The sequence below is a fragment of the Rhizobium sp. 01L419 genome, assembly GCF_056400025.1.
The window spans coordinates 304,962-329,199 of the sequence record NZ_JBFTSM010000003.1; the positions used below are offsets into that span (position 1 = coordinate 304,962).

Below are 24,238 nucleotides of genomic sequence, written 5' to 3' on the forward strand. Positions count from 1 at the left end.
CGGACTTCGTAACGGGCATGGAAGTGGTGATGAAGGCGAGGCAGCCCTCGTTCTAAACCCGCCTTCCTGGGGCCGCATAAGACGGTCCGGGCCAGTTACAGGCCAAACCTCATGGAAAGGGTCGCGAAAGCGGCCCTTTTTTATTGCCTTCATTCAGCCGTTGACGCTCGAAAGGAACAACACTATTCGTAAAGTCATCAGATGACTTTACGAATAGTGTTGATGCAACCTCTCAACAAGACCAATCTTGCCGACACGGCCACTGAAGCGATCCGCAGCGAGATCCTCGCCAAGCGCTGGGCTGTCGGCGAGAAACTGCCGAACGAAGCCTCGCTTTCGACCATGCTGTCGGTCAGCCGCGGCACTGTGCGCGAAGCCGTGCGCGTTCTTGTTTCGCAGGGCCTCCTGGAAACGCGGCAGGGCTCCGGCACCTATGTGCTTTCGACCACCGACAGCAGCCGGCCGCTCACCATGGCGCGGCGCGCCAGCCTGCGCGACCAGTTCGCGGCGCGCTGCGCGCTCGATGTAGAAGGCGCGCGGCTTGCCGCCATCCGCAAGACGCCAGATATCATCACCGGGCTTCGCGCACTGCTTGTCGCGCGCGGCAATTATCAAGGCGGCGATCCGGCAAGGTTTATCGAATGCGACCTTGCCTTCCACAAGGCGGTCATTGCCGCCTCCGGTAACCGGGCGATGATCGAGATCTACGATTTCTTCTCCACCTCGATTGCGGAGACCATTGCCGCCACGCTCGACAAGGCGATTCCCGAACCCGATATGCAGGCACACGAGGCAATCGTCGACGCGATCGAGTCCGGCAGCCCTGACAAGGCCGATACCGCCGTGCGCGATTTCATGGCGCCCATCCTTTCCGCCCTCGACCGGATGCTTCTTTCATGACCATACAGAATGCCACACCCTCGTTCGACGCCGTTGACGAGACGATGATCGATGCCGAAATAGACAGTGTGCCGGCACCGCTGCCACCGCAGAAGCTGAGCACGACCGCCCGCTTCCTGCTCGGTGCCAGCCTCGTGCTGATCGCGTTTAATCTGCGGCCGGTGTTTTCCAGCGCCTCCGCGCTGCTGCCGGAAATCCGCACGGAACTCGGCTTGTCGCCACTCGGCGCCAGTCTTCTGACGACACTGCCCGTCGTCTGTCTCGGCGCGTTCTCACCGCTCGCTCCGCGGCTTGCCCAGCGCATCGGCTCGGAGCGGACGCTGCTCGGCGTGCTCCTGCTGCTGACATTCGGCACGGCGCTGCGCGGCCTTTCCTCCATTCCGCTGCTGTTTTTCGGCACCGCGCTTGCGGGTGCTGCGATCGCCGTCGGCAACGTGCTGCTACCCGGACTGATAAAGCGCGACTTCGCCGCGAACACAGCTCTGATGACCGGCCTCTATACGATGGCGCTCTGTGCGGGTGCCGCCAGTGCGGCGGGCCTGACGCTGCCGATCGAACAGGCGCTCGGCGGCTCGCTGGAAGGCGCGCTCGCCGTCTGGGCCTTGCCCGCCCTCATCGTTGGGTTGATCTGGCTGCCGCAGGTCATTGCGAGCGGTCGACAGGCGCGACGCAGCGGCTTTCGCGTCGAAGGACTATGGCGGGACAAGCTTGCCTGGCAGGTCACGCTTTTCATGGGCCTGCAGTCGGCACTCGCCTATTGCGTCTTCGGCTGGCTGGTGCCGATCTTGCGTGAGCGCGGGCTTGACGGCGTTACGGCTGGCGGCATCGTCTCTGCCTCCGTCATGGTGCAGGCCGCCGCCTGCCTCGTCGTGCCGCACATCGCCGTGCGGGGCAAAGATCAGCGCCTTATCAATGTTACGCTCTGCGCCCTCGCCGTCGTGGCACTTCTCGGTCTGCTCTTCGCGCCACTTTCCACCGTCTGGTTCTGGGCCGTCCTCCAGGGGATCGGCCAGGGCGGGCTCATTGCCGCGGCCATGACAGCCATCGTGCTGCGTTCGCGCGATCCGCATGTCGCAGCCCATCTTTCGGGCATGGCGCAATGTATCGGGTATCTGCTTGCCGCAATCGGCCCGTTCATTGTCGGCCTGATCCGCGGCTGGACCGGCAGTTTCGCCTGGTGCGCCGTACTATTCGTCGCGCTCGGCCTCGGTGCAGCCTTCAATGGATGGCGGGCCGGCCGGGCACGGCATGTGAACGCACGGACCGTCGAGAGCGGCCAGTGAGCAAAGCTCACTTGCGCATCACCATCTCTTGATCTCCATCGAAGGGGTGCGGCTGCTACCCTATCTCAGCCGCATCCCGCACCCGCCGGAGGAGATATACTTGCGCTTCCGATCCCTACTTCTGTTCGCCGCACTGACCGCCACGCTCGCGCCTGCCCTCGCCTTCGCGCAAGAGGCCGGCGAACGTCGTTCTCCCGCCCAACAGGGCTCAGCCCGAGAGGGCGTGCTCAGGCTGCTGCCCGCAGATTCCGTCACCGAACACGAGCTGACGACAGCCGATGGGCGCAAGATCGCCTATACCGCGACCGCAGGCACACTCGATCTCTTCGGCCAGGATGGTGGGCAGAACGCCGCGATCTTCTATACCGCCTATGTCGCCAAGGATGCGGGGCAAGACCGGCCGATCACCTTCGCCTTCAATGGCGGACCAGGTGCGGCTTCCGCATTCCTGCATCTCGGCCTCGTCGGCCCGAAGGTGCTGGATTTCGGACCAGATGGCCGTGACGGCGCAAATGCAAAGCTCGTCGATAACACGCATAGCTGGCTCGATTTCACCGATCTCGTGTTGATCGATCCGATCGGTACTGGTTGGAGCCGCACGGTGAAGGCCGACGACGCCTCGAATTATTACAATGTCAGCGCCGATGCGCAGACCATGGCGAAAACGATCGCGCTCTACGTCGCTCATAACAACTGCGCCAATTCGCCGAAATACCTGCTCGGCGAAAGCTATGGCGGTTTCCGCGCTGCCAAGGTGGCGTCCACGTTGCAAGAGAGCCAGGGAATCATCATCGCAGGCACTGTCATGCTATCGCCGCTGCTTGAAGGGCAATTGATGTTCAATGCCGACCAGTTCGCGCTCGGTGCGGCGCTGGAATTTCCCTCGCTGGCAGCCGCCGAGGCCGACCGCCGCAGGAGCTTCAGCGAGTCCAGCCAGCGCGATATTGAGACCTTCGCGCTTGGCGAATATCTCACCACGCTTGCCGGCGCCGCGCCCACAGGCGATGCGGCAACAGCCTTCTATGGCAAGATTTCCAGTCTCACCGGCATTCCGCAGGATGTCGTTATCCGCAATCGCGGCTTCCTCGGCGATGCTTTCGCCAAGCATTCCGACCGGCAGGGCGGCGAAGTGATGAGCCCCTACGACGCCTCCTTCGCAACACCCGATCCCTATCCGGAATCCGATTACGACCGCGGCAACGACCCAATCCTCGACGGGTTCGCCCGCGCCTATGGCGGCGCCTTTGCCGATTATGCCCGCAACGAACTCGGCTTCAAGACGGAGATGACCTACACCCTGCTCGAGAACGATATCAGCCGGCGCTGGGATTGGGGCGGTGGACGTAGCGGCGGCTCGCGCTTCCAGGCAAGCGCCACCGACGATATCAGGCAGATGCTCGCCTCCAACCCGTCCTTTCACCTGCTAGTCGCGCACGGCTACAGTGATCTGGTGACCCCCTATGGCGTCAGCCGCTACGTAGTTGACCATCTTCCGCCGTCGCTTGCGGGCAATCGCGTGTCACTGAAGCTCTATCGCGGCGGCCACATGTTCTACACGACGGCCGGCCAGCGCGCCGCCTTCACGGCGGATGCGAAGGCCTTTTATGCCGAGCATCCCGCCGGTCCGCCGGCAGATTGAGGACGGTCGAGGGTTGCCGCAGAGCCGTGCTGACCTAGTTTCCCGGGCATGGCAAACAGCAATCAGCTATCAGAAGCGCCGCCATCCGGCAGCGTTTCCCAGCAGGACGAAACCCTTACCACGCTCTCTTCCTATCTCCAGCACGGCGCACTCTTTCTCGATATTGACGGCACGCTTCTCGATCTCGCACCGACGCCGGATGAAATATTCGTACCACCGTCGCTTCCCGCGCAGCTCGACGCGCTATCGAAAAGGCTCGGCGGCGCGTTGGCGCTGGTGACAGGGCGCGGACTATCCTATGCCGACCGCCTCTTCGCTCCCTTCCAGTTTCCTATCGCCGGCCTGCATGGAGCCGAACGCCGCAGCCCCGACGGCAGCATCTTCAAGGTGGAGTCTACGGCCGAATTCGAGAGGCTGAAGATCGAACTGCGGGCAGAGACGGCAGGCTGGACCGGCATCCTCATCGAGGACAAGGGCGCGGCCGTCGCCGCCCATTTCCGACTTGCGCCGGCGCGGCAGGCGGAACTTACAGAACTGATGCAGCGTTTCGCGAACCGCGCAAGACCGGACTGGACCCTCCAGCATGGCAAGATGGTTCTCGAAATCCGCCCCGCCAGAGCCAACAAGGGCGACGCATTGGAGAGCTTTCTCGCAACTTCAACCTTTCTCGGCCGCCATCCGATCGCCATTGGTGACGATGTCACCGACGAGGCGATGTTCGCCATGGCGAACCGGCTCGGTGGATATTCCGTCCGCGTCGGCCCGCCGTCAGCCGAGACCGCCGCTCGCGGCACCCTGCCTTCTGCGCAAGTGGTCCGCGAAATCATCTCGCATTTCACCAACTGATTGCATTTGCAGTTATTTCTAATGAAAGGAATTTTTCATGAGCCGACTTGTCGTCGTTTCCAACCGTGTCCCCGTCCAGGAAAAGAAAGGGGCCGCGTCCGCCGGCGGGCTTGCCGTGGCGCTGGAGGCCGCACTTGAGAAACGTGGCGGCATCTGGATGGGCTGGTCGGGAAAGATCAACGAAGAAGGCGAACCCGGCCCGCTTGCGATCGAGGAGCGGGGCAACATCACTTATGCACTGACCGATCTCACATCCAAGGATGTCGACGAATATTACTTCGGCTTCGCAAACCGCATGCTCTGGCCGATCTGTCATTACCGAATGGACCTTGCGGAATACGGCCGTACGGAAATGGCCGGCTATTTTCGTGTCAACCGCTTCTTCGCCCATCGACTGGCGCCGTTGATCAAGCCGGACGACGTCATCTGGGTCCATGATTACCACCTCATTCCGCTTGCCGCCGAGCTTCGGCAGATGGGTATCAAGAACAGGATCGGTTTCTTCCTGCACATTCCCTGGCCACCGGCAGACGTGCTCTTCGCCATGCCCGTCCACGAGGAAATCATGCGAGGGCTCGCTGCCTATGATCTCGTCGGCTTCCAGACCGATCACGATCTGGAAAATTTCGCAGGCTGCCTGCGTCGCGAGGAGATGGGAGACATGATCGGCGAAGGGCGTTTTACCGCCGGTGAGCGCACGTTCCGCGGCGGAGCCTATCCAATCGCCATCGAAACGGCCGCCTTCGCTGAATTCGCAAAGAGAGCCGACAGCCACAGCATGGTACTGAAGGCGCGCCACAGCATCGAGGACCGCAGCCTCATCATCGGCGTCGACCGGCTGGATTATTCCAAGGGCATCACGCAGCGCATCGATGCCTTCGAGCACTTCGTCACCAACAATCCGGCGCATCAGCGCCAGGTCACCTATCTGCAGATCACCCCGAAATCCCGCTCCGAAGTACCGGAATACGAGGCAATGCAGCGCATGGTCGCCGAACAGGCCGGCCGTGTGAACGGCGCGCTCGGCACTGTCGACTGGGTGCCGATCCGCTATATCAACCGCTCCGTCAGCCGGCCGGTGCTCGCCGGCCTCTATCGGCTTGCCAAGGTCGGCCTCGTCACGCCACTGCGTGACGGCATGAACCTCGTCGCCAAGGAATATGTTGCCGCACAGAACCCTGATGATCCGGGCGTGCTGGTTCTTTCCCGCTTTGCCGGCGCGGCGCGGGAGCTGAACGGCGCCCTGCTCGTCAATCCCTACGATATCGTCGGCACATCCAATGCGCTGGCACGCGGGCTTAACATGCCGCTCGACGAACGCCGTGACCGCTGGCGACGGATGATGGATCACCTCTTGGAACATGACGTCTCGCGCTGGTGCGACGACTTCCTAGGTGATCTCGCTGCCTGAACGGTTTGACGCGGAAGCCTGCCGGCAGATAATTTCGCGAGCATAACAAGGGAGGATTTTCATGAAGATCAGTGCGCGCAACCGCCTGAAGGGCAAGGTCGTGGATGTGGTGAAGGGTGCGACGACCGCCCATATCCGCATCGATATCGGCAATGGCGTTATCGTCACCGCCTCCATCACCAACGAGGCGGTTGACGAACTCGGCCTCAAGGTCGGTTCCGAGGCCTATGCCGTCATCAAGGCTTCCGATGTGATGGTGGGTGTCGACTGATTTTTTCGGTTTCGCTACGATGCGTGGCCGGTCTGGAAATCGCCCGGCTGCGGCGGGGCTATGGGCTTGAAAAAGGTGCGGTCCGGCTTCAAGTCGAGAAGCGGCGTTCCATCGAGGCAATCCAAGCCGCGGACCAGCACCGCATTGCCTTCGATCGCTTCCAGCTTGACGATGGAGGTGCCGATCGGATTGGGCCTTACGGGTGAGCGCAGCGAAAAGGTCCCGTGCGTCTTGCCGTTGCTGGCCGGGCTCTGCAGCAGCAGATCGCGCCGCGACTGATGCAGCCAGTAAAGCACTTCCAGCCGCTCGTAGGCCGCGACACCTTGCAGTGCAGGCGTCCAGGGATCGAAGATTTCGATGCGGCAGAGCGGTCCGTCATGCCGCCCCTGGCGCGGGGTTTCCATTCGCGAGGTCCAGGGCGTGAAAATGCGACCGATGAAGACGAGGCCGGCATCCGTCGCTTCAGGCGGATTGTCGAGCGCCAGTTCATTTTCACGGATCTCGTTTTCTCGCACCATAATTCCTTCTCCCAGCCGCAACGAACACAGGCGCGCGGTATGTCGCGTTGACTATAGCGACCCAGATATCAGGCAGGCAACGGATTATCCGGCCATTCCTCCGTCAGGTCAGCCTGAACCGGCCGCTCCAGATAGGTGGACAGCACCACATAGCTCTTGGTCCCTGTGACGCCTGGAACGGCATGGATCTGTGACAGAAAGGCCTCCAGCGCGACCGGACTTTCCGTACGCACCTTGAAGATGACACTCGCGTCGCCTGCCACGGAATGCATCTCTTCCACTTCAGGAAAACGGCAGATCCGCATCAGTCGCTCGCTCTTGCCCCAACCGGCCGCCTCCACATGGACGAAGGCGAGCAGCGGCTTGCCGAGTGATGCCCCGTCGAGCGCGGCGTGCGCACCCTTCATCACTCCGGATCGGCGCAGCCGCTTGACACGCTCGTGCACGGCTGGCGGCGACAGGCTGACCTTCTCGCCGAGGCTGGCATAGCTCTGCATGGCATCGACTGCCAGCGCGCCTAATATCCTTCGGTCGAATGGATCCAACTGCACGGCATCCCGCTTGCTGCGCCGAACGTCCTTCGTTTCTTTTGCCATTCGGAAAATCTGCCCTCTTGCCGAATTTTATTCGGCGATAATAACAGAAAGCTTCACTGCGTTCGATATGGAGAAACCTTGGATGGAACTGGTACGACACAATCCACGGGACGGCGTCTATGCTGCAACGCCGGATTATATTCACGCGATGGAAGTCCGGAATCCCAGCCGCCTGCTCTTCGTCAGCGGCACGATGGGGCTCGATGGCACAGGTGCGGCCGCAGATGATCTTCCTGGCCAGTTGGATCTCATCTGGTCGAACCTGCGGGCAATCCTTGCCGATGCCGGTTTGAGCGTGGGCAATATCGTACGGCTCACGAGCTATCTGCGCGACGCGGAATATGCCGAAGCCAATCAGAATGCGCGGCTGGCAGCGCTTGGCGATCACATTATCCCGACGACGGCGATTGTGGTGCAAACACTTCGGGATGACTGGCTGGTCGAAATCGAGATCATCGCAGCAGGTTGAGACTGCCGCCCCGTCCAGACGGGGCGGCAGATGGCGTCACGCAGCCTGACGCAGCAGGCCGAGTGCCTCTTCGAGGCCGACTTCGCCCAGGAAGTTGCCGGCGCTTCCGGCCTTCTCCCGATGCTCGATCGCGTGGGCGAAGCGCACGGCAGGCAGCTGAATCATGCGCTGATAGAGATCGTTCACCGCCGGAAACTGCCGGCGGTCGACCACCATGTGAAAGTCGTTCCAGCGGGCGATACCGGTGAAATAGGCATCCGCAATGCCGGGCTTGTCGCCAAGCAGCCATTTCCGGCCGGCGAGCAGACGCTCCAGCGTGCCGTGGGCCTTTTCGACCTTGGCTGTACCGTAAGCGACGAGTACCTCCTTCTCGGCAGGCCCAAGCTCATGTTCGACCGCGTGCCAGAGCGGGCCGAAGGCGCCAAAAAAACTGGTATTCAAATAGGCGAGCATCTGGTTCAGGCGGTCGAACTCGGCTGTACCCTGTGCAAAACCCAGCCCGTTGGCGAGCGACTGCGCAGCGATATGGTTCAGGATTGCCATGCTTTCGTTTATCAGCCGCCCGTCCGGCAGCAGCAGCGAAGGCGTCTCTCCGACAGTGTTGATGCGCCGGTATTCGTCGCCAGAGACAGTCTCGGGCATTTCGATCCGGCAGAGGCGGTAAGGCAGGCCGGACCATTCCAGAGAGACGATCGAACCGAAGGAGCAGCCTTCCGGTACGCCGTAGAACAATATGAGTGACATTATCGGGTCCTTTCCAGGTGGAATTTGTTGACCCGGCCAATATGATTTCGTGGACGATCAAACGGCAGTCGGCAATAATGCGCCTTAAAGTCCACAGATATGGAGGCTGAAAAATGCCGGCCGCCTTTAACCTCAACGACCTCCATCTCTTCGTGCGAGCGGTGGAAAGCGGTAGCTTCACGGCTGCGGGACGCCATCTGGGCATCCCGAAATCGACGATCAGCAAGCGCGTGGCGGAACTGGAGGAGAGGCTCGGCGTACGGCTGATCCAGCGCACCTCACGCAGCTTTGCCCTGACGGATATCGGCAGGGATGTCTTCGAACATGCGCAAGCCTCGATCATCGAAGCGGAAATGGCCGAAAGCATCGTGCGCAACCGCCTTGGAGAGCCGAGCGGCACGGTCAGACTGACCGCAGCAGTGCCTACGGCGCAATTTTCGCTCGCCGATCATCTGGCCGAACTGACAGCACGCTATCCGAAGCTGAAAGTGTCATTGCATGTGACCGACCGCTTCGTCGATATCGTTCAGGAGGGCTTCGACATCGCGCTGCGCAGTCACCGCTTTCCGCTGGCAGACTCGGCGCTCGTACAGCGGCGGCTTGCGGTTCACCCGTTCCTGATTGTCGCTTCGCCGGACTATATAGCGCAATATGGGAAGCCCGAGCGGCCCGAAGATATCGCCGGTCACAAGGCAATCATGCCCAGTCTTACGGAGGAACACTGGTCCCTTATCTCGGACGGCGGCACCAAGGCGTTGATAATGCCCCAGCCTGTGATGGCGGCGGACGAGCCAATGGTACTGCTGAAAGCAGCTGCGGCCGGCATGGGCATTACTGTTCTGCCCACCTCCGTCTGCAACGATGCGCTGCATGACGGCCGGCTGGTGCGTCTTTTGCCTGGTTGGACGGCCGGCAGCATCAGCACGACGATGCTCATGCCGCACAGACGGGGACAATTACCCTCAGTGCGCGCCGTCGTCGAGTTCCTTGCCGAGCGGCTGGCGCGGTAATCAGGCGGCCTTGGCCGCATGATATTCCTTGATTGCCACCATCTTGATCGCCGGATAGCGCTCCGCCTCGTAGCGCAACGAGAAACCGTCCTGCGCCAGGAAGACCGGGTCGCCGTCCAGATCGCGGGCGATGTCGCCACGCTTGACGGTGAGGAACTTGTCGAGGTCAGCAGCCTGATCGGACGAAATCCAGCGGCAGATGGAGAAGCGCGACATTTCGAAGGAGACCGGCAGGCCGTATTCGGCCATCAGGCGTTCCTTCAGCACATCGAGCTGCAGCGCGCCGACGACGCCGACGATGGCGGGCGAACCGTCTTCCGGAGAGAAGAGCTGGACCACGCCTTCTTCGGCCATCTGCTGCAAGGCTTCCTTGAGCTTCTTGGCCTTCATGGCGTCTTCCAGGCGCACGCGGCGCAGGATCTCCGGCGAGAAGTTCGGCACACCCTGGAAGACGAGGCTTTCGCCTTCCGTCAGCGTGTCGCCGATGCGCAGCGTGCCGTGGTTCGGGATGCCGACCACGTCGCCGGCATAGGCCGTATCGGCAAGCTGGCGCTGCGAGGCAAAGAAGAATTGCGGCGCGGTGAGGCCGAGTTGCTTGCCCGTGCGCGAAAGGCGCGCCTTCATGCCGCGCTCCAGCTTGCCGGAGCAGATGCGGGCGAAGGCGATGCGGTCGCGATGGTTCGGATCCATGTTCGCCTGAATCTTGAAGACGAAGGCCGTCATCTTGTCTTCGGCGGCATGCACGGTGCGAATATCGGCCGTCTGGTCACGCGGCGGCGGGGCGACTTCACCCAGTGCGTTGATGAGGTCTCGGACACCGAAATTGCGCAGCGCCGATCCGAAGAAGACCGGCGTCATATGGCCTTCGAGGAAAGCTTGCCGATCGAACGGACGGCAGGCCTCGATCGCCAGCTCGACTTCCTCGATGAAGGAATCGCGCTCGTTTTCCGGCAGCCGGTCGGCCACACTCTGCGGGCCGTTGACGGCAGTGACCTCGACTTCCGTATCGGAGCCGCGCACGGTGTTTTCCTTCAGGTGGTAGGAACCGCAGAAGGTCTTGGCGCGACCGATCGGCCAGGTGACCGGGGCCGTGTCCAGCGCCAGCTTTTCCTCGACCTCGTCCAGGATCTCGAAGGGATCGCGGCTTTCGCGGTCCATCTTGTTGATGAAGGTGATGATCGGAATGTCGCGCATGCGGCAGACTTCGAAGAGCTTCAGCGTGCGCGGCTCGATACCCTTTGCGGCATCGATGACCATGACCGCGGCATCCACCGCCGTCAGCGTGCGATAGGTATCGTCGGCAAAGTCTTCGTGACCGGGAGTATCGAGAATGTTGAAGACATTGCCTTCATATTCGAAGGTCATGACCGAGGTGACGACGGAGATACCGCGCTCACGCTCGATCTTCATCCAGTCCGAGCGGGTCTGTATGCGGTCCTTCTTCGCCTTCACTTCACCGGCGAGCTGGATGGCGCCGCCGAAAAGCAGCAGCTTTTCCGTGAGCGTCGTCTTACCCGCGTCCGGGTGGGCAATAATAGCGAATGTGCGGCGGCGGGAGACCGCCTCGGCGAGACTTTCGGCCATAGTGTGAATCCTGTGGAATTGCGGCGTATCTAGCGATTAAAGCGCGCCATTGCAATTGACCTTGCGGCGTGAGGCACGAAGTAATGCCGCATGACCATTCACACAGACACCCGCCCGACCCTCAATCTCGTCCGCCTGCCGAACGGCCAAGGCCTCGATCTACCCGCCTATGAAACGCGGGGGGCTGCCGGCATGGACCTTCGCGCGGCCATCGACGAGGACAAGCCGCTGGTGCTTGCGCCTGGCAAACGCGCGCTTGTTCCTATAGGCTTCGTCTTTGAAATCCCTGACGGTTTCGAGGGACAAATTCGCCCGCGTTCCGGTCTTGCGGCCAAGAACGGTGTCACCTGCCTCAATGCGCCCGGCACCGTCGACTGCGATTATCGCGGCGAAGTGAAAGTCATCCTCATCAATCTCGGCGAGGAGGATTTCACCATCACACGTGGCATGCGCATCGCGCAGATGGTGATCGCGTCTTTCATCCAGACCCGCATCACCGAAGTCTCGGAGACGACCGAAACCGCGCGCGGCGCCGGTGGCTTTGGTTCCACAGGCGTATGAGCGCCGCGGATGCGACCGGCCTTACCTTCCGACAGAACTATTTCAGCGATCCGGCAGCCTGGGCCGCGCTCGTTTCTCTCCTCGACAATACATTCGGCATCGATATCGACCCACTGCGTGCACTCGGCGGTGCGGACCCGACCAGCATGCCCTTCGGCTGGTTTACCGATGAGGGCGTGCTTGCCGCCAATCTTTCCGCCTTCGCCATGCCTTTCGTCTTCAACGGCAGGCTCGTCAATGCGGCCGGACTTCAATCCGGAGCGGTCCGTCCACCATGGCGTGGCCGCGGCCTCTACCGCGATGTGACGCAGAAAGCACTTGTCTGGTGCGAGACGCAAGGTTTCGAGGTTGTCATCCTCTCTACGGACAAGCCTGATCTCTACGAGCCCTATGGTTTCCGTTCGCTCCCGCTTCACAAGTACGTTGGCCCTGCACCAGCGGTCAGCGGCGCCACCGGGGCGCGGACGCTTCAGCCGCGCGATGTCGACGATCTTGCTTTGCTCCAGAGCCTGCTGAAAAACCGCAAACCGGTTTCTGAAACTCTCGCCGTTGCCGGCAGCTCGGCGATGTTTCTGATCAACACGCGACTCGATGCCGATGTCCGCTTGAGCTATCTTGAAGAGAGTGCGGCGGCCATCGCATGGAAAATGCCGGTCGCCGGCCACTTCGTTCTTCTCGATGTGGTCGCGACAGACATCCCTCCGCTTGCCGCAATCCTTGCCGGTCTCGGCATTCAGGCGACATCCGTCGAAACGCTCTTCCGCCCGGACAGGCTCGGCTGGTCCGGCGAGGCCGCTCCCTACGAAGGCGGGACACGGCTGATGCTGCGCGGGCTGGAAGAGATGAGCCTCGATCGTCCCGCGATGCTGTCGCCGATGGCAGATTTCTGAGGTTATTGTTTCGGACTATTTCTTTCGGATCAGCGGCGGCAGGCGACGCTTGACCGGCGAGGACTTGATCATCGAGGTATTGGTCTCCGCCCGCTCGGCCACCTTGTCGAGAATGTTGTCGAGCTCACCCATGGAGCGGACGACGAGACGGGCAATGAAACAATCATCTCCCGTCACCTTGTCGCATTCGATGAACTCCGGCGTGTCCTGGATGATGCGCTCGACGATATGGAGCTGGCCGGGCAGCGGGCGCACCCGCACGATCGCCTGAAGCGGGTAGCCGATCGTCGCCGGATCGAGATCGATGGTGAAGAGGGTAACGACCCCGCGATCCTCAAGCCGCCGCAAGCGCTCTGCCGCGCTCGGCGAAGAAAGACCTACGGCCTGGGCGAGTTCCTTTAGGGAAATACGTGAATTTCCTGCCAGCGCCTCTATCATTGCGCGGTCAATATCGTCGACAGCCGGGATCTCGTTAGCCAACATGGCAAAAACTCCTAACAAGATTAGGTTTATCCAGCCTTTCCCTTTTTTATCTTATAGAAATTGCTGCTTTGCCGCAATACAATTTCCCGATAACTGATGGAGATGGCGATGCAGGGTGAGATCAGAAGAGGCACAGCGGAGATGACGGCGGCGATGCTGATCTCCGGAACGATAGGCTGGTTCGTCGTCATGTCCGGCCAGCCGATCAGCGGCGTCGTCTTCTGGCGCTGCTTTTTCGGCGCGCTGACCCTGCTTGTCATCTGCACCGCCCTTGGCCTGCTCAGGCCCGGTATCATCAGTCTGCGCTCGCTCGGTATTGCTGTCTTCGGCGGCATCGCGATCGTTTCCAACTGGCTGCTGCTGTTTGCCTCCTATTCGCATGCCTCGATCTCCATCGCGACGACGGTCTACAATACTCAACCCTTCATGCTGCTTGGGCTCGGCGCACTCTTTCTCGGTGAGAAGATCACGAGCACGAAGCTCTTCTGGCTCGGGCTTTCCTTCGCCGGCATGGCTGTTATCGTCGAGGCGAAGCCAAGCACCGATGCCGTCTCCGGCAGCTACGGTCTCGGCATCCTAATGGCGCTGGGTGCCGCCTTCTTCTATGCGCTGGCAGCACTTGCCGCCAAGTGGCTGAAAGGCACGCCGCCGCACCTGATCGCGCTGATCCAGGTTTCGACCGGCATCGTCATGCTGGCTCCGATGACCGATTTTTCGAACCTTCCGGCCGATACCGGTTCCTGGACGATCCTGATCACCGTCGGCGTCATCCACACCGGCCTGATGTATGTGCTGCTGTATGGCGCGATCCAGAAGCTGCCGACACATCTGACCGGCGCCTTGTCTTTCATCTATCCGGTCGCCGCCATCCTGGTCGACCGTTTCGCCTTCGGCCACGCGTTGCAGCCGATGCAGATTGCCGGGGCGGCGGTCATTCTGCTCGCCGCCGCCGGCATGAATCTCGGCTGGTCGCCGGGCAGGCTCATTCGCCAGCCCGAGGCCAGAAGCTGAGCTATTACTTAGCCTGACGGGTCGTTTCGAACAGGAACCAGGTACGGCGCTCACTCTGGTCGATCCAATTCTCGATCAAGCTGGCGGTCGCGACGTCGTTATGCTCGTCGCAGACTTCGTGCACTGCGCGCAGGATTGAAACGAGGTGAAGATTGTCTTCACGCAGTTCGGAGAGCATGTCCTCAGGCGTTACATAATCTGCATCATTGTCCGGGATACGCTGCTGGCGGGCGATTTGGCCGATCGAGCGCAGCGTCGTGCCGCCGATCTTGCGGGCGCGTTCGGCAACCTCATCCGTCATGTCGAAAATCTGTTCTGCCTGCTCGTCAAGCAGCAGATGATAATCGCGGAAATGCGGACCGGACATGTGCCAGTGGAAGTTCTTGGTCTTCACATAAAGCGTGAAGACATCGGCAAGCAAAGCCGTCAACGCGGCCGAAATATCGGTAATCGCGTTGGTCGGCAGGTCGGACGGTGTCTTGAGCGGCGAACGTCTGCGGGCTTCAGCTGAGGTAGGCGACATACATTCTCTCCTTGGTGATGAAAACCTTCTGCGCCGCTGGCCGGGGGATAACCGCGGCTGGCCTGCTTGCGGCCGGTTGCAAGGGGAAAATAGCAAGGCCGGATCGCTTTCCAAGTAGATCATGGTTCAGCCGACCTATTCTTTATGGTTATGGACAGATCAGCGTGAGGCGATTGATGGAGCCGGCGATACGCGCCTATAGAGAGACTACGCAAGTCAGTGGATACGAAGATGAGCCTCACCGTCCTGATCGCCTATGCCGGAGCCCTGTTCATTGCTGCCGCCATTCCCGGCCCGGGGATCACGGCGATCGTGGCGCGCGCGCTCGGCTCGAACTTCCGCGAGACCTTCTTCATGGGGCTCGGCCTCGTGCTCGGCGACATGACCTATCTCACAGCCGTCATCCTCGGCCTTGCCTTCGTGGCGCAGACCTTCACCGAAATCTTCCTCGTCATCAAAATCGCCGGCGCGCTCTATCTCGGTTACATCGCCTGGAAGCTCTGGACTGCCGGCCTGCTGCCGCAGGATATCGCTGCGAAGAGGTCCAGCAATGCGGGCATGTCGTTCCTGTCCGGCCTGCTGGTAACGCTCGGAAATCCAAAGACCATGCTGTTCTATGTGGCACTGGTACCGACGCTGATTGATCTCGGCAGCATCGGCATGCGTGAATACCTCACCCTGCTTTTCGTCACTTTCGTGGTGCTGATGATCGTGCTCATTCCATACATGATGCTGGCGTCCCGAGCCCGCATCATGCTGAAGCAGCCGCGCGCACTGCAGGCGCTGAACCGCGTCGCAGCAAGCATCCTAGCAGGCACGGCGGCCTTCATCGCCACGCGTGCTGCGTGAAATAAACATTCGGCAACGAACGGTTTTCAAAGGATTTTTTCTCTGGCTAGAACAGTCGGCGGATGAAGCCACTCTGGTCTCATCGCCAGTTTGACCCTATTCTCTCTGCAGATTTCAAAGGGAGAGCACCCATGTCGCACAAACCGGGCCGCGGCCGCATCTATTCCTCGATAACGGACACAGTCGGCGACACGCCGCTCGTTCGCCTCGACAAACTCGCCAAGGAAAAGGGCGTGGTTGCCAACATTCTCGCCAAGCTGGAGTTCTTCAATCCGATCGCTTCGGTGAAGGACCGTATCGGCGTTGCCATGATCGAGAGCCTGGAAACGCAGGGCAAGATTTCACCCGGCAAGACCGTGCTGATTGAGCCGACCTCAGGCAACACTGGTATCGCGCTTGCCTTCGCCGCTGCCGCCAAGGGATACCGACTGATCCTCACCATGCCCGAGACCATGTCCGTCGAGCGCCGCAAGATGCTGGCGCTGCTCGGCGCCGAACTGGTTCTGACCGAAGGGCCGAAGGGCATGAAGGGCGCCATCGGCAAAGCTGAAGAACTCGCCGCCTCACTGCCCGACGCCGTCATCCCGCAGCAGTTCGAAAACCCGGCCAACCCGGAAATCCACCGCAAGACAACGGCCGAAGAAATCTGGAACGACACCGACGGCACGGTCGATATCTTCGTTGCCGGCATCGGCACCGGCGGCACGATCACCGGCGTCGGCCAAGTGTTGAAGAGCCGCAAGCCTGACATCCGGGTGGTCGCCGTCGAGCCGACCGATTCTCCGGTGCTATCCGGCGGCACGCCTGGCCCGCACAAAATCCAGGGCATCGGCGCCGGCTTCGCCCCGAAGATCCTCGATACCAGCATCTATGACGAGGTCGTCACCGTCAGCAACGACGAGGCCTTCCAGCACGCGCGGCTCGTCGCCAGGCTCGAAGGGGTGCCGGTCGGCATCTCCTCAGGTGCAGCGCTTGCGGCCGCGATCGAGGTCGGCCGCCGTCCGGAAAATGCCGGCAAGAATATCGTCGTCATCATCCCGTCCTTTGCCGAACGTTATCTTTCGACGGCGTTGTTTGAAGGGCTGGGAAGCTGAGAGAGGAATTCGTGAGTAGTGAGTAGTGAGTAGTGAATGGGGCTGCTTTCGGTGCCTGCCGCAAATCGCTTTGGCTGGCCAATCACCGATTATGAACCGCTACTCATCACTGCTCACTAATCACCCAACCTCATGCCGCTGCCGTCAGCCGCGCGCCGGCAACACGGTAGGAGATTGCCTCCGCGAGATGTATCCGGCCCACGGTTTCCTTGCCATCGAGATCGGCAAGCGTGCGGGCGACCTTGAGGACGCGGTGGTAGCCGCGGGCCGAAAACTTCATCTTGTCGGCGGCATCCCGCAACAGCTGCAATCCTGCCGCATCCGGCTCGGCGAATTTCTCGATCATTGCCGTCGAGCATCCGGCATTGGTGGAAATACCAGCAGCGCCGGCAACGGCATAGCGTTCACGCTGGATGTTGCGGGCGCGGGCGACGCGCCGGGCAACATCGGCGCTCGCTTCGGCGACCGTCGGCCGGATCAGATCGGCAGCGGAAACGGCCGGCACGTCGATGCGAATATCGATGCGGTCCATCAGCGGGCCTGAAATACGAGCCTGATAATCGCTCATGCAGCGCGGGCCGCGGGCGCAGGTGTGGCCTGGCTCTCCCGCCATGCCGCAGCGGCAAGGGTTCATGGCCGCAATGAGCTGAATCCGCGCCGGATAAGAGACGCGATGATTGGCGCGTGCGATGACACATTCGCCGCTTTCCAGCGGCTGGCGCAGGGCATCGAGTACCTGCGGTGCAAATTCAGGGAATTCATCAAGGAAAAGCACGCCGTGATGGGCAAGCGAGGCCTCTCCCGGCCGGGCGCGCAGGCCGCCGCCAACGAGCGCCGCCATGGTCGCAGAATGATGTGGCGTGCGGAAAGGCCGGCGGTCCGATAGCTTGCCGCCGGACAGCTGTCCGGCGATGGAATGGATCATCGAGACTTCGAGCAGTTCGGCAGCCAAGAGTGGTGGAAGGATGGATGGCAGCCTCGAGGCCAGCATCGATTTGCCGGAGCCGGGCGGCCCGACCATCAAGAGATTGTGGCCGCCGGCAGCCGCCACTTCCAGCGCCCGCTTGGCGCTTTCTTGTCCCTTGATCTCGGAGAGATCGGGTAGATTGGCAGCGTTCGGACGGATGGACGGCTCCGGTCGCGAGAGTATCTGTGTGCCGCGGAAATGATTGGCGAGCGCAATCAGGCTGCGAGGCGCCAGAATGTCGACGCCGGAACCTGCCCATGCGGCTTCCGGGCCGCTTTCGGCCGGGCAGATCAGCCCCTTCCCACTCGCATTTGCACCTATCGCCGCCGGCAGCGCACCGGCGATGGCGGCAATCGTGCCGTCGAGGTTGAGTTCGCCTACGACGACATAATCGGACAAGGCGTCCGCCGGAATGGCGCCGAGCGCTGCCATCAGGCCGAGCGCGATAGGCAAATCGAAATGGCTACCCTCTTTAGGCAGATCGGCAGGCGCAAGGTTGACCGTCACGCGCTTGGACGGCAGCGCCAGGCCAGACGCATGTAAGGCCGCCTGCACCCGCTCGCGGCTTTCCGCGACCGCCTTGTCGGGCAGCCCGACGATCTGGATTCCCATCTTGCCGGGAGCGACCATGACCTGGACTTCGACCGGCACACCTTCAATGCCCTGAAACGCAACCGTGCTGACGCGCGCGACCATGCCTTGCCCCGTAACCTCTAAACCCAACCTATGAAGGCGGTCACAATCTGGCATGGAACCTAGAAGAAAACAAGAACGATAAGTGAACAGATTCAGCTATTCGCTGCAATCAAATTGCAGCGGGTTGTAAAGCCGGAACGAAGGCGATCAAAGGCGGAACACTGAGAGCGTTTCCGTTTTCTTCGAATCAGGGGGATGCCCTATCTCTCTGTTTTCACCCACTTCCGGACGCAAACCGTTGCGCACTTTTGACGGGACCGCTCTAACCGCGCTTTCGTTCGATGGCATCCCATAACAGGCTTGCGATGTCGACGCCGCCGAATTTTTTCACTTCGCGGATGCCGGTCGGCGAGGTCACGTTGATCTCGGTCATGTAGTCACCGATCACATCGATGCCGACGAGCAGGAAGCCGCGTTCGCGCAGGGCGGGGCCGATGCGGCCGCAGATTTCCTTCTCGCGGGCCGTCAGCTCGGTCGGCTCGGCGCGGCCGCCCACATGCATGTTCGAGCGGCTGTCATGCTCAGCTGGGACGCGATTGATCGCGCCGGCAAACTCACCGTCGACGAGGATGATGCGCTTGTCGCCCTTGCGCACGTCAGGCAGGTACTGTTGAGCGATGAAGGGCTCGCGGAAGAGCTGGCCGAACATTTCCAGCAGCGAGGACAGATTGCGATCGTCCTTGGTGGAATGGAAGACACCGGCGCCACCATTGCCGTAGAGCGGCTTCAGGATGATGTCGCCCATCTCGTCGCGGAAGCGGCGGATCTCGCCGGGGTCCTTGGTGATCAGCGTCTTCGGCATCAGGTCGGAAAATTCGGTGACGAAGATCTTTTCCGGTGAGTTGCGCACCCAGGCCGGATCGTTGACGACAAGCGTCTTCGGATGGATGCGTTCCAGAAGATGCGTCGAGGTGATGTAGGACATGTCGAAAGGTGGATCCTGGCGCAGCAGGACGACATCCATGGTCGACAGGTCAATGCGCTCAGGCGCGCCGAGTTCATAATGATCGCCCTTGACGTCGCGCAGCACCATCGGCTCGACGGCGGCATAGAGCTTGTCGTCGCGGAAGCTCAGGCGATCGGGCGTGTAATGGAAGAGCTTGTAGCCGCGCGCCTGAGCCTCGAGGCTCATGGCAAAGGTGGAATCGCCCGCGATATTGATGCCGGAGACATGGTCCATCTGGACCGCTACGTTCTTGATCTTGGCCATTTCCGTCCCTTGAGCTGATGCCGTCCAGATGTAGGTCGGTCAGCCATCAAACGCAACGGCAATCAATGGCTTCGGACGTTTCCGCGAGCGCAATTTTCAGGCGGCAATGCCGGTGCCGCCGCCGTTACGCAAGAGGTTGCGCAGGCGGTAGGCGATGGCGAGTGGCTTCGGGAAAGGCTTGCGCAGGAAGGCCACCTTGCGGACGTAATTGTCGACCCGCCAGTTCGCCCAGGTGCCGCCGGCGAAGAAGGCGACATCGCCCGCCTGCAGCGTGCGTTCCAGGCCGTCCTCGGTGGTGACATGCACCTCGCCTTCGAGGATCATCACCGTCTCGTCCCAGCCGAAACGCCAGCGGAATTCGCCTGAGGTACAATCCCAGATCGCCGTCAGCGACGCCTCGTCATGGCCGCGGGAATGTTCTGCCGTGCGCGCCTGCGGATTGCCGCTGATGATCCAGTCCGGATTGATCGGCGTCGATTTCAGCACCATGCCCCCGCTTGCCTGTGCGATGAAGGATTTGTTGGCCGACTTCAGCGCGGCATAAGGCACGGACCGCGCAGCCATGGCGACCGCGGTTGCAAGCATCATCTTCCAGGCCATGAATTACCCCCAATTTGCTACCCCTAGCTGCGCCGTGAATAGCAAAAAAGTCGTAAAAGCCCGTTCAAGCAGATGCTAAAATTTTAATGGAAGGTTGTTCGTCGCCGACGGCTTCTTGGACACTCACCATCACAAGAACAAACTCAGTAAGATTTAGAAAGCATCCGGGAAATGACGAGGCAGCTTCCGTGGCACTATCGCAACGATATCGTAGCGTTGCGATAGCCGAGCATAGTCCCGCTGACGAGCGAGCCAGAGGTCGCTTGCGGCCCGGATCCGTTTTTGTGAAGCGTAGGATACGGCATCCACCGCGCCCGCCTCGTCGGCGCGCGCCTTGACCTCGACAAAGACGGCCAGATCGCCCTTCCGGGCGATGATGTCGATCTCGCCGAGCTTCGTCCGATGCCGCAGGGCGAGGATGCGATAACCCTTCAGCATCAGGAAAATGGCAGCGATATATTCCGCGGCCGAGCCGCGACGCAGCGCCCTTCTCCTGCGGAGCGTGGCTTCGCCGTCAGCCATTCGCCGCCTTCATGTCGAGGAGCTTCTGGTAGAGCACCTTGCGCGGCAGGCCGGTCAGGCGAGCAGCCTCGGTCGCCGCCTTGGCGGTCGGCAGTGATTTCACGAGATCCGTCAAAATCGCATCGACGTCGGCTTCGGCAACCGGCTGCTCCTGCGGTGGACCGATGACGAGCACGATCTCCCCCTTCACGTTGTCATGCTCTTCATAGTGGGCGGCGAGTTCGGAGAGCGTGCCGCGACGGAATTCCTCATAGGTCTTCGTCAGTTCGCGACAGACCGACGCTTCACGCGAACCGCCCAGCACATCGGCTGCCGCAGCAAGTGTTGCGCCGATGCGATGCGGCGATTCAAAGAAGATCAGTGTCGCCGGCGCACTCATAAATTCCGCGAGCCGGTCGCGGCGTGCCTTGTCCTTGGTCGGCAGGAACCCGGCAAAGAGAAAGGCGTCATTCGGCAGACCCGAGCCGACAAGGGCCGCGAGCGGCGCGGAGGCGCCCGGAATAGGAATAACGCGGTAGCCTGCCTCGATTGCCTGTTGCGCCAGCCGGTAGCCGGGGTCGGAAACGAGCGGCGTGCCGGCATCGGAGACGAGCGCTACCGACTTGCCGGCTTCGAGCGCCTGCAATAGCCGCGGCCCGGCCTCGTTGGCATTGTGCTCGTGATATGCGAAGGGGCGGTTCTGAATGCCGTAGCGGTCGAGCAGGACACGGGTGACGCGCGTGTCCTCGCAGGCCAGGACATCGGCGCCAGCCAACGTTTCCAGCGCCCGCAGCGTGATGTCGCCGAGATTGCCGATCGGCGTTGCAACGAGATAGAGAGCCGGTTCGAGCGGGCGCGCCGGCACCGCGATATTGTGCAGGCGAAAACCGCGCCGGGCGCCGGTTTCCACTGTCGTCTCTTCCGTCATGTCATTCGCTTTCGTCCCGCCGGGCTTTTCTCTTTATGGGCGAGCGGTGCGGCTTCGACAAGAGCCCGCAATTTCTGTGAGCATTGCATTGCAAAACGGCATTTGCTGGCCTGTGGATGGCCATGCCTCTTGCAATCGCCGGCAAAGTTCTGCCATTTTGCCCGTCCACTCCCCTCTCCCGAAGGGGAAAGCAGTGACGTGGCGTTTCCGGGCGCCCGGACAATAAAGGTCGAAAGCGGTAGCATCCCATGCGTATTACTATTGAGCGGTCAAACCTTTTGAAGTCGCTGAACCACGTGCACCGCGTGGTCGAACGCCGCAACACGATCCCGATCCTGTCCAACGTGCTGCTGAAGGCCGATGGCCAGAGCCTCGACATGAAGGCGACCGACCTCGATCTCGAAATTACCGAAGCGACGCCTGCCAATGTCGAGCAGCCGGGTGCCACGACCGTTCCCGCTCACCTTCTTTACGACATCGTGCGCAAGCTTCCCGATGGCGCGGAAGTACTGCTTGCCACCTCCCAGGATGGCGGCTCGATGACCGTTCAGTCCGGACGTTCGAAGTTCTCGCTGCAGTGCCTGCCGGAATCTGACTTCCCGGACCTGACCGCCGGCACCTTCACGCATTCCTTCAAGCTAAAGGCAAGCGATCTGAAGATGCTGATCGACCGCACGCAGTTTGCGATTTCGACCGAGGAAACCCGCTACTATCTGAACGGCATCTTCTTCCACACGATCGAAAGCAGCGGCGACCTGAAGCTGCGCGCCGTGGCAACCGACGGCCACCGTCTGGCCCGCGCCGATGTCGACGCCCCCTCCGGCTCGGAAGGCATGCCTGGCATCATCATTCCGCGCAAGACGGTTGGCGAGTTGCAGAAGCTGGTCGATACGCCTGACGCGATCGTCACCGTCGAAGTTTCCGATGCCAAGATCCGGGTGACCCTCAATTCCATCGTCATGACCTCGAAGCTGATCGACGGCACCTTCCCGGACTACCAGCGCGTCATCCCAACCAATAACGACAAGGAAATGCGCGTCGACTGCACGAGCTTCGCCCAGGCCGTCGACCGCGTTTCAACCATTTCCTCCGAGCGCGGTCGCGCCGTGAAGCTTGCTCTCTCCGACGGCCAGCTTCTGCTCACGGTCAACAATCCGGATTCCGGCAGCGCGACAGAAGAAGTTGCGGTCGGCTACGATACCGATCCAATGGAAATCGGCTTCAACGCCAAGTATCTGCTCGATATTACCGCGCAGCTTTCTGGCGACCAAGCGATCTTCCTGCTGGCCGATGCCGGTTCGCCGACACTCGTGCGCGACACCGCAGGCGATGACGCCCTCTATGTGCTGATGCCGATGCGCGTCTAGGCGCGCGTCGCATTTATTGTCGAAAGCTTTCTGATCGCGACATCTGCACTTGTTTTTGCTCCCCCCTCCTGCAATTAAGGGAAAGTTGAACGGCAGGCATGGGAGGACGGCATGGCATTGCGGCTCAAGGAACGACTCGGCAGAAAATTTGACGAGGAGATCCGTTTCTTCAAGGGCATGATGCAGGGGCCGAAGACCGTCGGCTCCATCGTTCCGACCTCCTCGATCACCGCCCGCAAGATGGCAAGCGTTGCAAATCCGCATTCGGACCTGCCCGTGCTCGAACTCGGTCCCGGCACTGGAGCCATCACCAAGGCGATCCTTGCCCATGGCGTGAAACCGGAAAAACTCGTCGCCATCGAATATTCGACGGACTTCTACGAACATCTTATGCGCCTCTATCCGGGCGTGAACTTCATCAACGGCGATGCCTTCGATCTCGATAAAACGCTCGGCTCGCTCAAGGATCAGAAATTCGATTCCGTAATCTCAGGCATACCGCTCCTGAATTTCCCCATGCAGGCGCGCATCACTCTGCTGGAGAGCCTGCTCGACCGCATGCCGGCCGGCCGGCCGATCGTGCAGATCTCTTATGGCGCGGTTTCGCCGATCGTCGCCAATGCCGATCGTTACAGCATTCATCATTTTGATTTCATCGTGCGCAATATTCCTCCAGCTCAACTCTGGATCTACAGGCGCGGATAAATGTTTGGACTTTATATCACCCATCCTCAGGTCAGGATCGACCCGCAGGTTCCCGTTCCTAAATGGGGTCTTTCCGATATCGGCGCCGAACGCGCCCGCAAGGCTGCTACGAGCGACTGGGCGAAGCGGCTGACCCGTATCGTCTCGAGCGATGAGACGAAGGCGATCGAGACGGCTGAAATTCTTGCCGCGGCTTCGGGCGTGAAAATCGAAATCGTGCATGGCATGCATGAGAACGACCGCTCCGCCACCGGTTTCCTGCCGCCTGATAAATTCGAGGAGGCCGCCAACTGGTTCTTCGCCCACCCGCAGGAAAGCTTCAGGGGCTGGGAGCGGGCCGCCGATGCGCAGGCGCGCATCGTCTCTGCAGTCGAGGCGGTCCTTTCCTCGCATGATGCGAATGCACCGATCGCCTTTGTCGGCCATGGCGGCGTCGGGACGCTGCTCAAGTGCCATCTGATGGGCGCGCCGATTGCGCGTGATCAAGACCAGCCAGCCGGTGGCGGCAATCTCTATGCTTTCAGCCTTGCGGATCGGCGCTTATCATGCGACTGGACACCCATCGAAGACTGGCGGGGATGA

General features: G+C 61.1%; 27 protein-coding genes. 16 read left to right on the forward strand and 11 right to left on the reverse strand.

The annotated features are described in order from the left end of the window. Positions 1-222 precede the first annotated feature (222 nt). The 6 genes from AC1DUP_RS08475 (at position 223) to AC1DUP_RS08500 (ending at position 6,350) form a co-directional block, all read left to right on the forward strand. Positions 223-900, forward strand: a complete 678-nt coding sequence (locus AC1DUP_RS08475) for a FadR/GntR family transcriptional regulator (protein WP_477832417.1) — start codon at positions 223-225, stop codon at positions 898-900. Next, positions 897-2,183, forward strand: a complete 1,287-nt coding sequence (locus tag AC1DUP_RS08480; RefSeq protein ID WP_113298298.1) for a CynX/NimT family MFS transporter — start codon at positions 897-899, stop codon at positions 2,181-2,183. The genes AC1DUP_RS08475 and AC1DUP_RS08480 overlap by 4 nt, the downstream gene beginning before the upstream one ends. A gap of 100 nt (positions 2,184-2,283) precedes the next feature. Beyond that, the gene (locus tag AC1DUP_RS08485) at positions 2,284-3,822 is read left to right on the forward strand and encodes a S10 family peptidase (protein WP_477832418.1); all 1,539 of its coding nucleotides are present in this window, start codon (positions 2,284-2,286) and stop codon (positions 3,820-3,822) included. Positions 3,823-3,870: 48 nt separating this feature from the next. Continuing rightward, the gene (gene otsB, locus AC1DUP_RS08490; RefSeq protein WP_113307732.1) at positions 3,871-4,668 is read left to right on the forward strand and encodes a trehalose-phosphatase; all 798 of its coding nucleotides are present in this window, start codon (positions 3,871-3,873) and stop codon (positions 4,666-4,668) included. A 37-nt stretch (positions 4,669-4,705) separates the two neighbouring features. Beyond that, a complete protein-coding gene (gene otsA, locus AC1DUP_RS08495) occupies positions 4,706-6,079 on the forward strand; it encodes an alpha,alpha-trehalose-phosphate synthase (UDP-forming) (protein WP_113307731.1) in 1,374 nt (457 codons plus the stop codon). A 61-nt stretch (positions 6,080-6,140) separates the two neighbouring features. Beyond that, entirely contained in the window at positions 6,141-6,350 is a 210-nt protein-coding gene (locus tag AC1DUP_RS08500; protein ID WP_025669386.1) for a TOBE domain-containing protein, read from the forward strand. A gap of 14 nt (positions 6,351-6,364) precedes the next feature. Here the strand turns inward: AC1DUP_RS08500 and tsaA are convergent, their stop codons facing one another. Then, a complete protein-coding gene (tsaA, locus tag AC1DUP_RS08505; protein WP_113307730.1) occupies positions 6,365-6,868 on the reverse strand; it encodes a tRNA (N6-threonylcarbamoyladenosine(37)-N6)-methyltransferase TrmO in 504 nt (167 codons plus the stop codon). A gap of 68 nt (positions 6,869-6,936) precedes the next feature. Then, complete coding sequence (locus AC1DUP_RS08510) at positions 6,937-7,464, reverse strand: Lrp/AsnC family transcriptional regulator (RefSeq protein WP_113307729.1); 528 nt, start codon at positions 7,462-7,464, stop codon at positions 6,937-6,939. A gap of 82 nt (positions 7,465-7,546) precedes the next feature. Between AC1DUP_RS08510 and AC1DUP_RS08515 the strand changes: the two genes are divergently transcribed. Continuing rightward, positions 7,547-7,933, forward strand: a complete 387-nt coding sequence (locus AC1DUP_RS08515; RefSeq protein ID WP_113298292.1) for a RidA family protein — start codon at positions 7,547-7,549, stop codon at positions 7,931-7,933. A gap of 36 nt (positions 7,934-7,969) precedes the next feature. Here the strand turns inward: AC1DUP_RS08515 and AC1DUP_RS08520 are convergent, their stop codons facing one another. Next, positions 7,970-8,677, reverse strand: a complete 708-nt coding sequence (locus tag AC1DUP_RS08520; protein WP_113307728.1) for a glutathione S-transferase family protein — start codon at positions 8,675-8,677, stop codon at positions 7,970-7,972. Positions 8,678-8,790: 113 nt separating this feature from the next. Between AC1DUP_RS08520 and AC1DUP_RS08525 the strand changes: the two genes are divergently transcribed. Continuing rightward, positions 8,791-9,687: a LysR substrate-binding domain-containing protein gene (locus AC1DUP_RS08525; RefSeq protein ID WP_113307727.1), complete on the forward strand. Its 897-nt coding sequence runs from the start codon at positions 8,791-8,793 to the stop codon at positions 9,685-9,687. On the opposite strand, the gene AC1DUP_RS08530 is transcribed toward AC1DUP_RS08525, so the two are convergent. Next, the gene (locus AC1DUP_RS08530; RefSeq protein ID WP_113298289.1) at positions 9,688-11,271 is read right to left on the reverse strand and encodes a peptide chain release factor 3; all 1,584 of its coding nucleotides are present in this window, start codon (positions 11,269-11,271) and stop codon (positions 9,688-9,690) included. A gap of 90 nt (positions 11,272-11,361) precedes the next feature. Between AC1DUP_RS08530 and dut the strand changes: the two genes are divergently transcribed. Together dut and AC1DUP_RS08540 are read left to right on the forward strand one after the other, a co-directional pair. Continuing rightward, on the forward strand, positions 11,362-11,832 hold the full coding sequence (dut, locus tag AC1DUP_RS08535) for a dUTP diphosphatase (protein ID WP_113307725.1): 471 nt from the start codon (positions 11,362-11,364) through the stop codon (positions 11,830-11,832). After that, positions 11,829-12,722: a GNAT family N-acetyltransferase gene (locus AC1DUP_RS08540; protein WP_477832419.1), complete on the forward strand. Its 894-nt coding sequence runs from the start codon at positions 11,829-11,831 to the stop codon at positions 12,720-12,722. Before dut ends, AC1DUP_RS08540 begins: the two co-directional genes overlap by 4 nt. A 15-nt stretch (positions 12,723-12,737) precedes the next feature. Here the strand turns inward: AC1DUP_RS08540 and AC1DUP_RS08545 are convergent, their stop codons facing one another. Next, positions 12,738-13,205, reverse strand: a complete 468-nt coding sequence (locus AC1DUP_RS08545; protein WP_477832420.1) for an Lrp/AsnC family transcriptional regulator — start codon at positions 13,203-13,205, stop codon at positions 12,738-12,740. A 108-nt stretch (positions 13,206-13,313) separates the two neighbouring features. Between AC1DUP_RS08545 and AC1DUP_RS08550 the strand changes: the two genes are divergently transcribed. After that, positions 13,314-14,216, forward strand: a complete 903-nt coding sequence (locus AC1DUP_RS08550; protein ID WP_477832421.1) for a DMT family transporter — start codon at positions 13,314-13,316, stop codon at positions 14,214-14,216. Between the two features lie 4 nt (positions 14,217-14,220). On the opposite strand, the gene AC1DUP_RS08555 is transcribed toward AC1DUP_RS08550, so the two are convergent. Beyond that, positions 14,221-14,739, reverse strand: a complete 519-nt coding sequence (locus AC1DUP_RS08555) for a Dps family protein (RefSeq protein ID WP_113298286.1) — start codon at positions 14,737-14,739, stop codon at positions 14,221-14,223. A gap of 231 nt (positions 14,740-14,970) precedes the next feature. Between AC1DUP_RS08555 and AC1DUP_RS08560 the strand changes: the two genes are divergently transcribed. Then, positions 14,971-15,588, forward strand: a complete 618-nt coding sequence (locus AC1DUP_RS08560) for a LysE family translocator (protein WP_113507397.1) — start codon at positions 14,971-14,973, stop codon at positions 15,586-15,588. A 131-nt stretch (positions 15,589-15,719) separates the two neighbouring features. Beyond that, the gene (gene cysK / locus AC1DUP_RS08565; RefSeq protein ID WP_113298284.1) at positions 15,720-16,682 is read left to right on the forward strand and encodes a cysteine synthase A; all 963 of its coding nucleotides are present in this window, start codon (positions 15,720-15,722) and stop codon (positions 16,680-16,682) included. Positions 16,683-16,812: 130 nt separating this feature from the next. Here cysK and AC1DUP_RS08570 read toward each other — a convergent pair whose 3' ends face one another. The 5 genes from AC1DUP_RS08570 to rsmI all read right to left on the reverse strand — a co-directional run bounded on the left by AC1DUP_RS08570 (position 16,813) and on the right by rsmI (position 21,584). Next, on the reverse strand, positions 16,813-18,345 hold the full coding sequence (locus tag AC1DUP_RS08570) for a YifB family Mg chelatase-like AAA ATPase (protein WP_477832422.1): 1,533 nt from the start codon (positions 18,343-18,345) through the stop codon (positions 16,813-16,815). 262 nt (positions 18,346-18,607) lie between these two features. Beyond that, positions 18,608-19,555, reverse strand: a complete 948-nt coding sequence (gene gshB / locus AC1DUP_RS08575; RefSeq protein ID WP_113298282.1) for a glutathione synthase — start codon at positions 19,553-19,555, stop codon at positions 18,608-18,610. Between the two features lie 96 nt (positions 19,556-19,651). Further along, complete coding sequence (locus AC1DUP_RS08580; protein ID WP_113298281.1) at positions 19,652-20,155, reverse strand: cupin domain-containing protein; 504 nt, start codon at positions 20,153-20,155, stop codon at positions 19,652-19,654. A 153-nt stretch (positions 20,156-20,308) separates the two neighbouring features. Next, positions 20,309-20,677: a YraN family protein gene (locus tag AC1DUP_RS08585; RefSeq protein WP_477832423.1), complete on the reverse strand. Its 369-nt coding sequence runs from the start codon at positions 20,675-20,677 to the stop codon at positions 20,309-20,311. Beyond that, complete coding sequence (rsmI, locus tag AC1DUP_RS08590; protein ID WP_113298279.1) at positions 20,670-21,584, reverse strand: 16S rRNA (cytidine(1402)-2'-O)-methyltransferase; 915 nt, start codon at positions 21,582-21,584, stop codon at positions 20,670-20,672. Before rsmI ends, AC1DUP_RS08585 begins: the two co-directional genes overlap by 8 nt. 248 nt (positions 21,585-21,832) lie before the next feature. On the opposite strand from rsmI, the gene dnaN reads away from it, so the two are divergent. The 3 genes from dnaN (at position 21,833) to AC1DUP_RS08605 (ending at position 24,238) form a co-directional block, all read left to right on the forward strand. Next, on the forward strand, positions 21,833-22,951 hold the full coding sequence (dnaN, locus tag AC1DUP_RS08595; protein WP_113298278.1) for a DNA polymerase III subunit beta: 1,119 nt from the start codon (positions 21,833-21,835) through the stop codon (positions 22,949-22,951). 111 nt (positions 22,952-23,062) lie between these two features. Next, the gene (pmtA, locus tag AC1DUP_RS08600) at positions 23,063-23,656 is read left to right on the forward strand and encodes a phospholipid N-methyltransferase PmtA (RefSeq protein WP_113298277.1); all 594 of its coding nucleotides are present in this window, start codon (positions 23,063-23,065) and stop codon (positions 23,654-23,656) included. Continuing rightward, the gene (locus AC1DUP_RS08605) at positions 23,657-24,238 is read left to right on the forward strand and encodes a histidine phosphatase family protein (RefSeq protein ID WP_113507391.1); all 582 of its coding nucleotides are present in this window, start codon (positions 23,657-23,659) and stop codon (positions 24,236-24,238) included. It begins immediately after the preceding gene.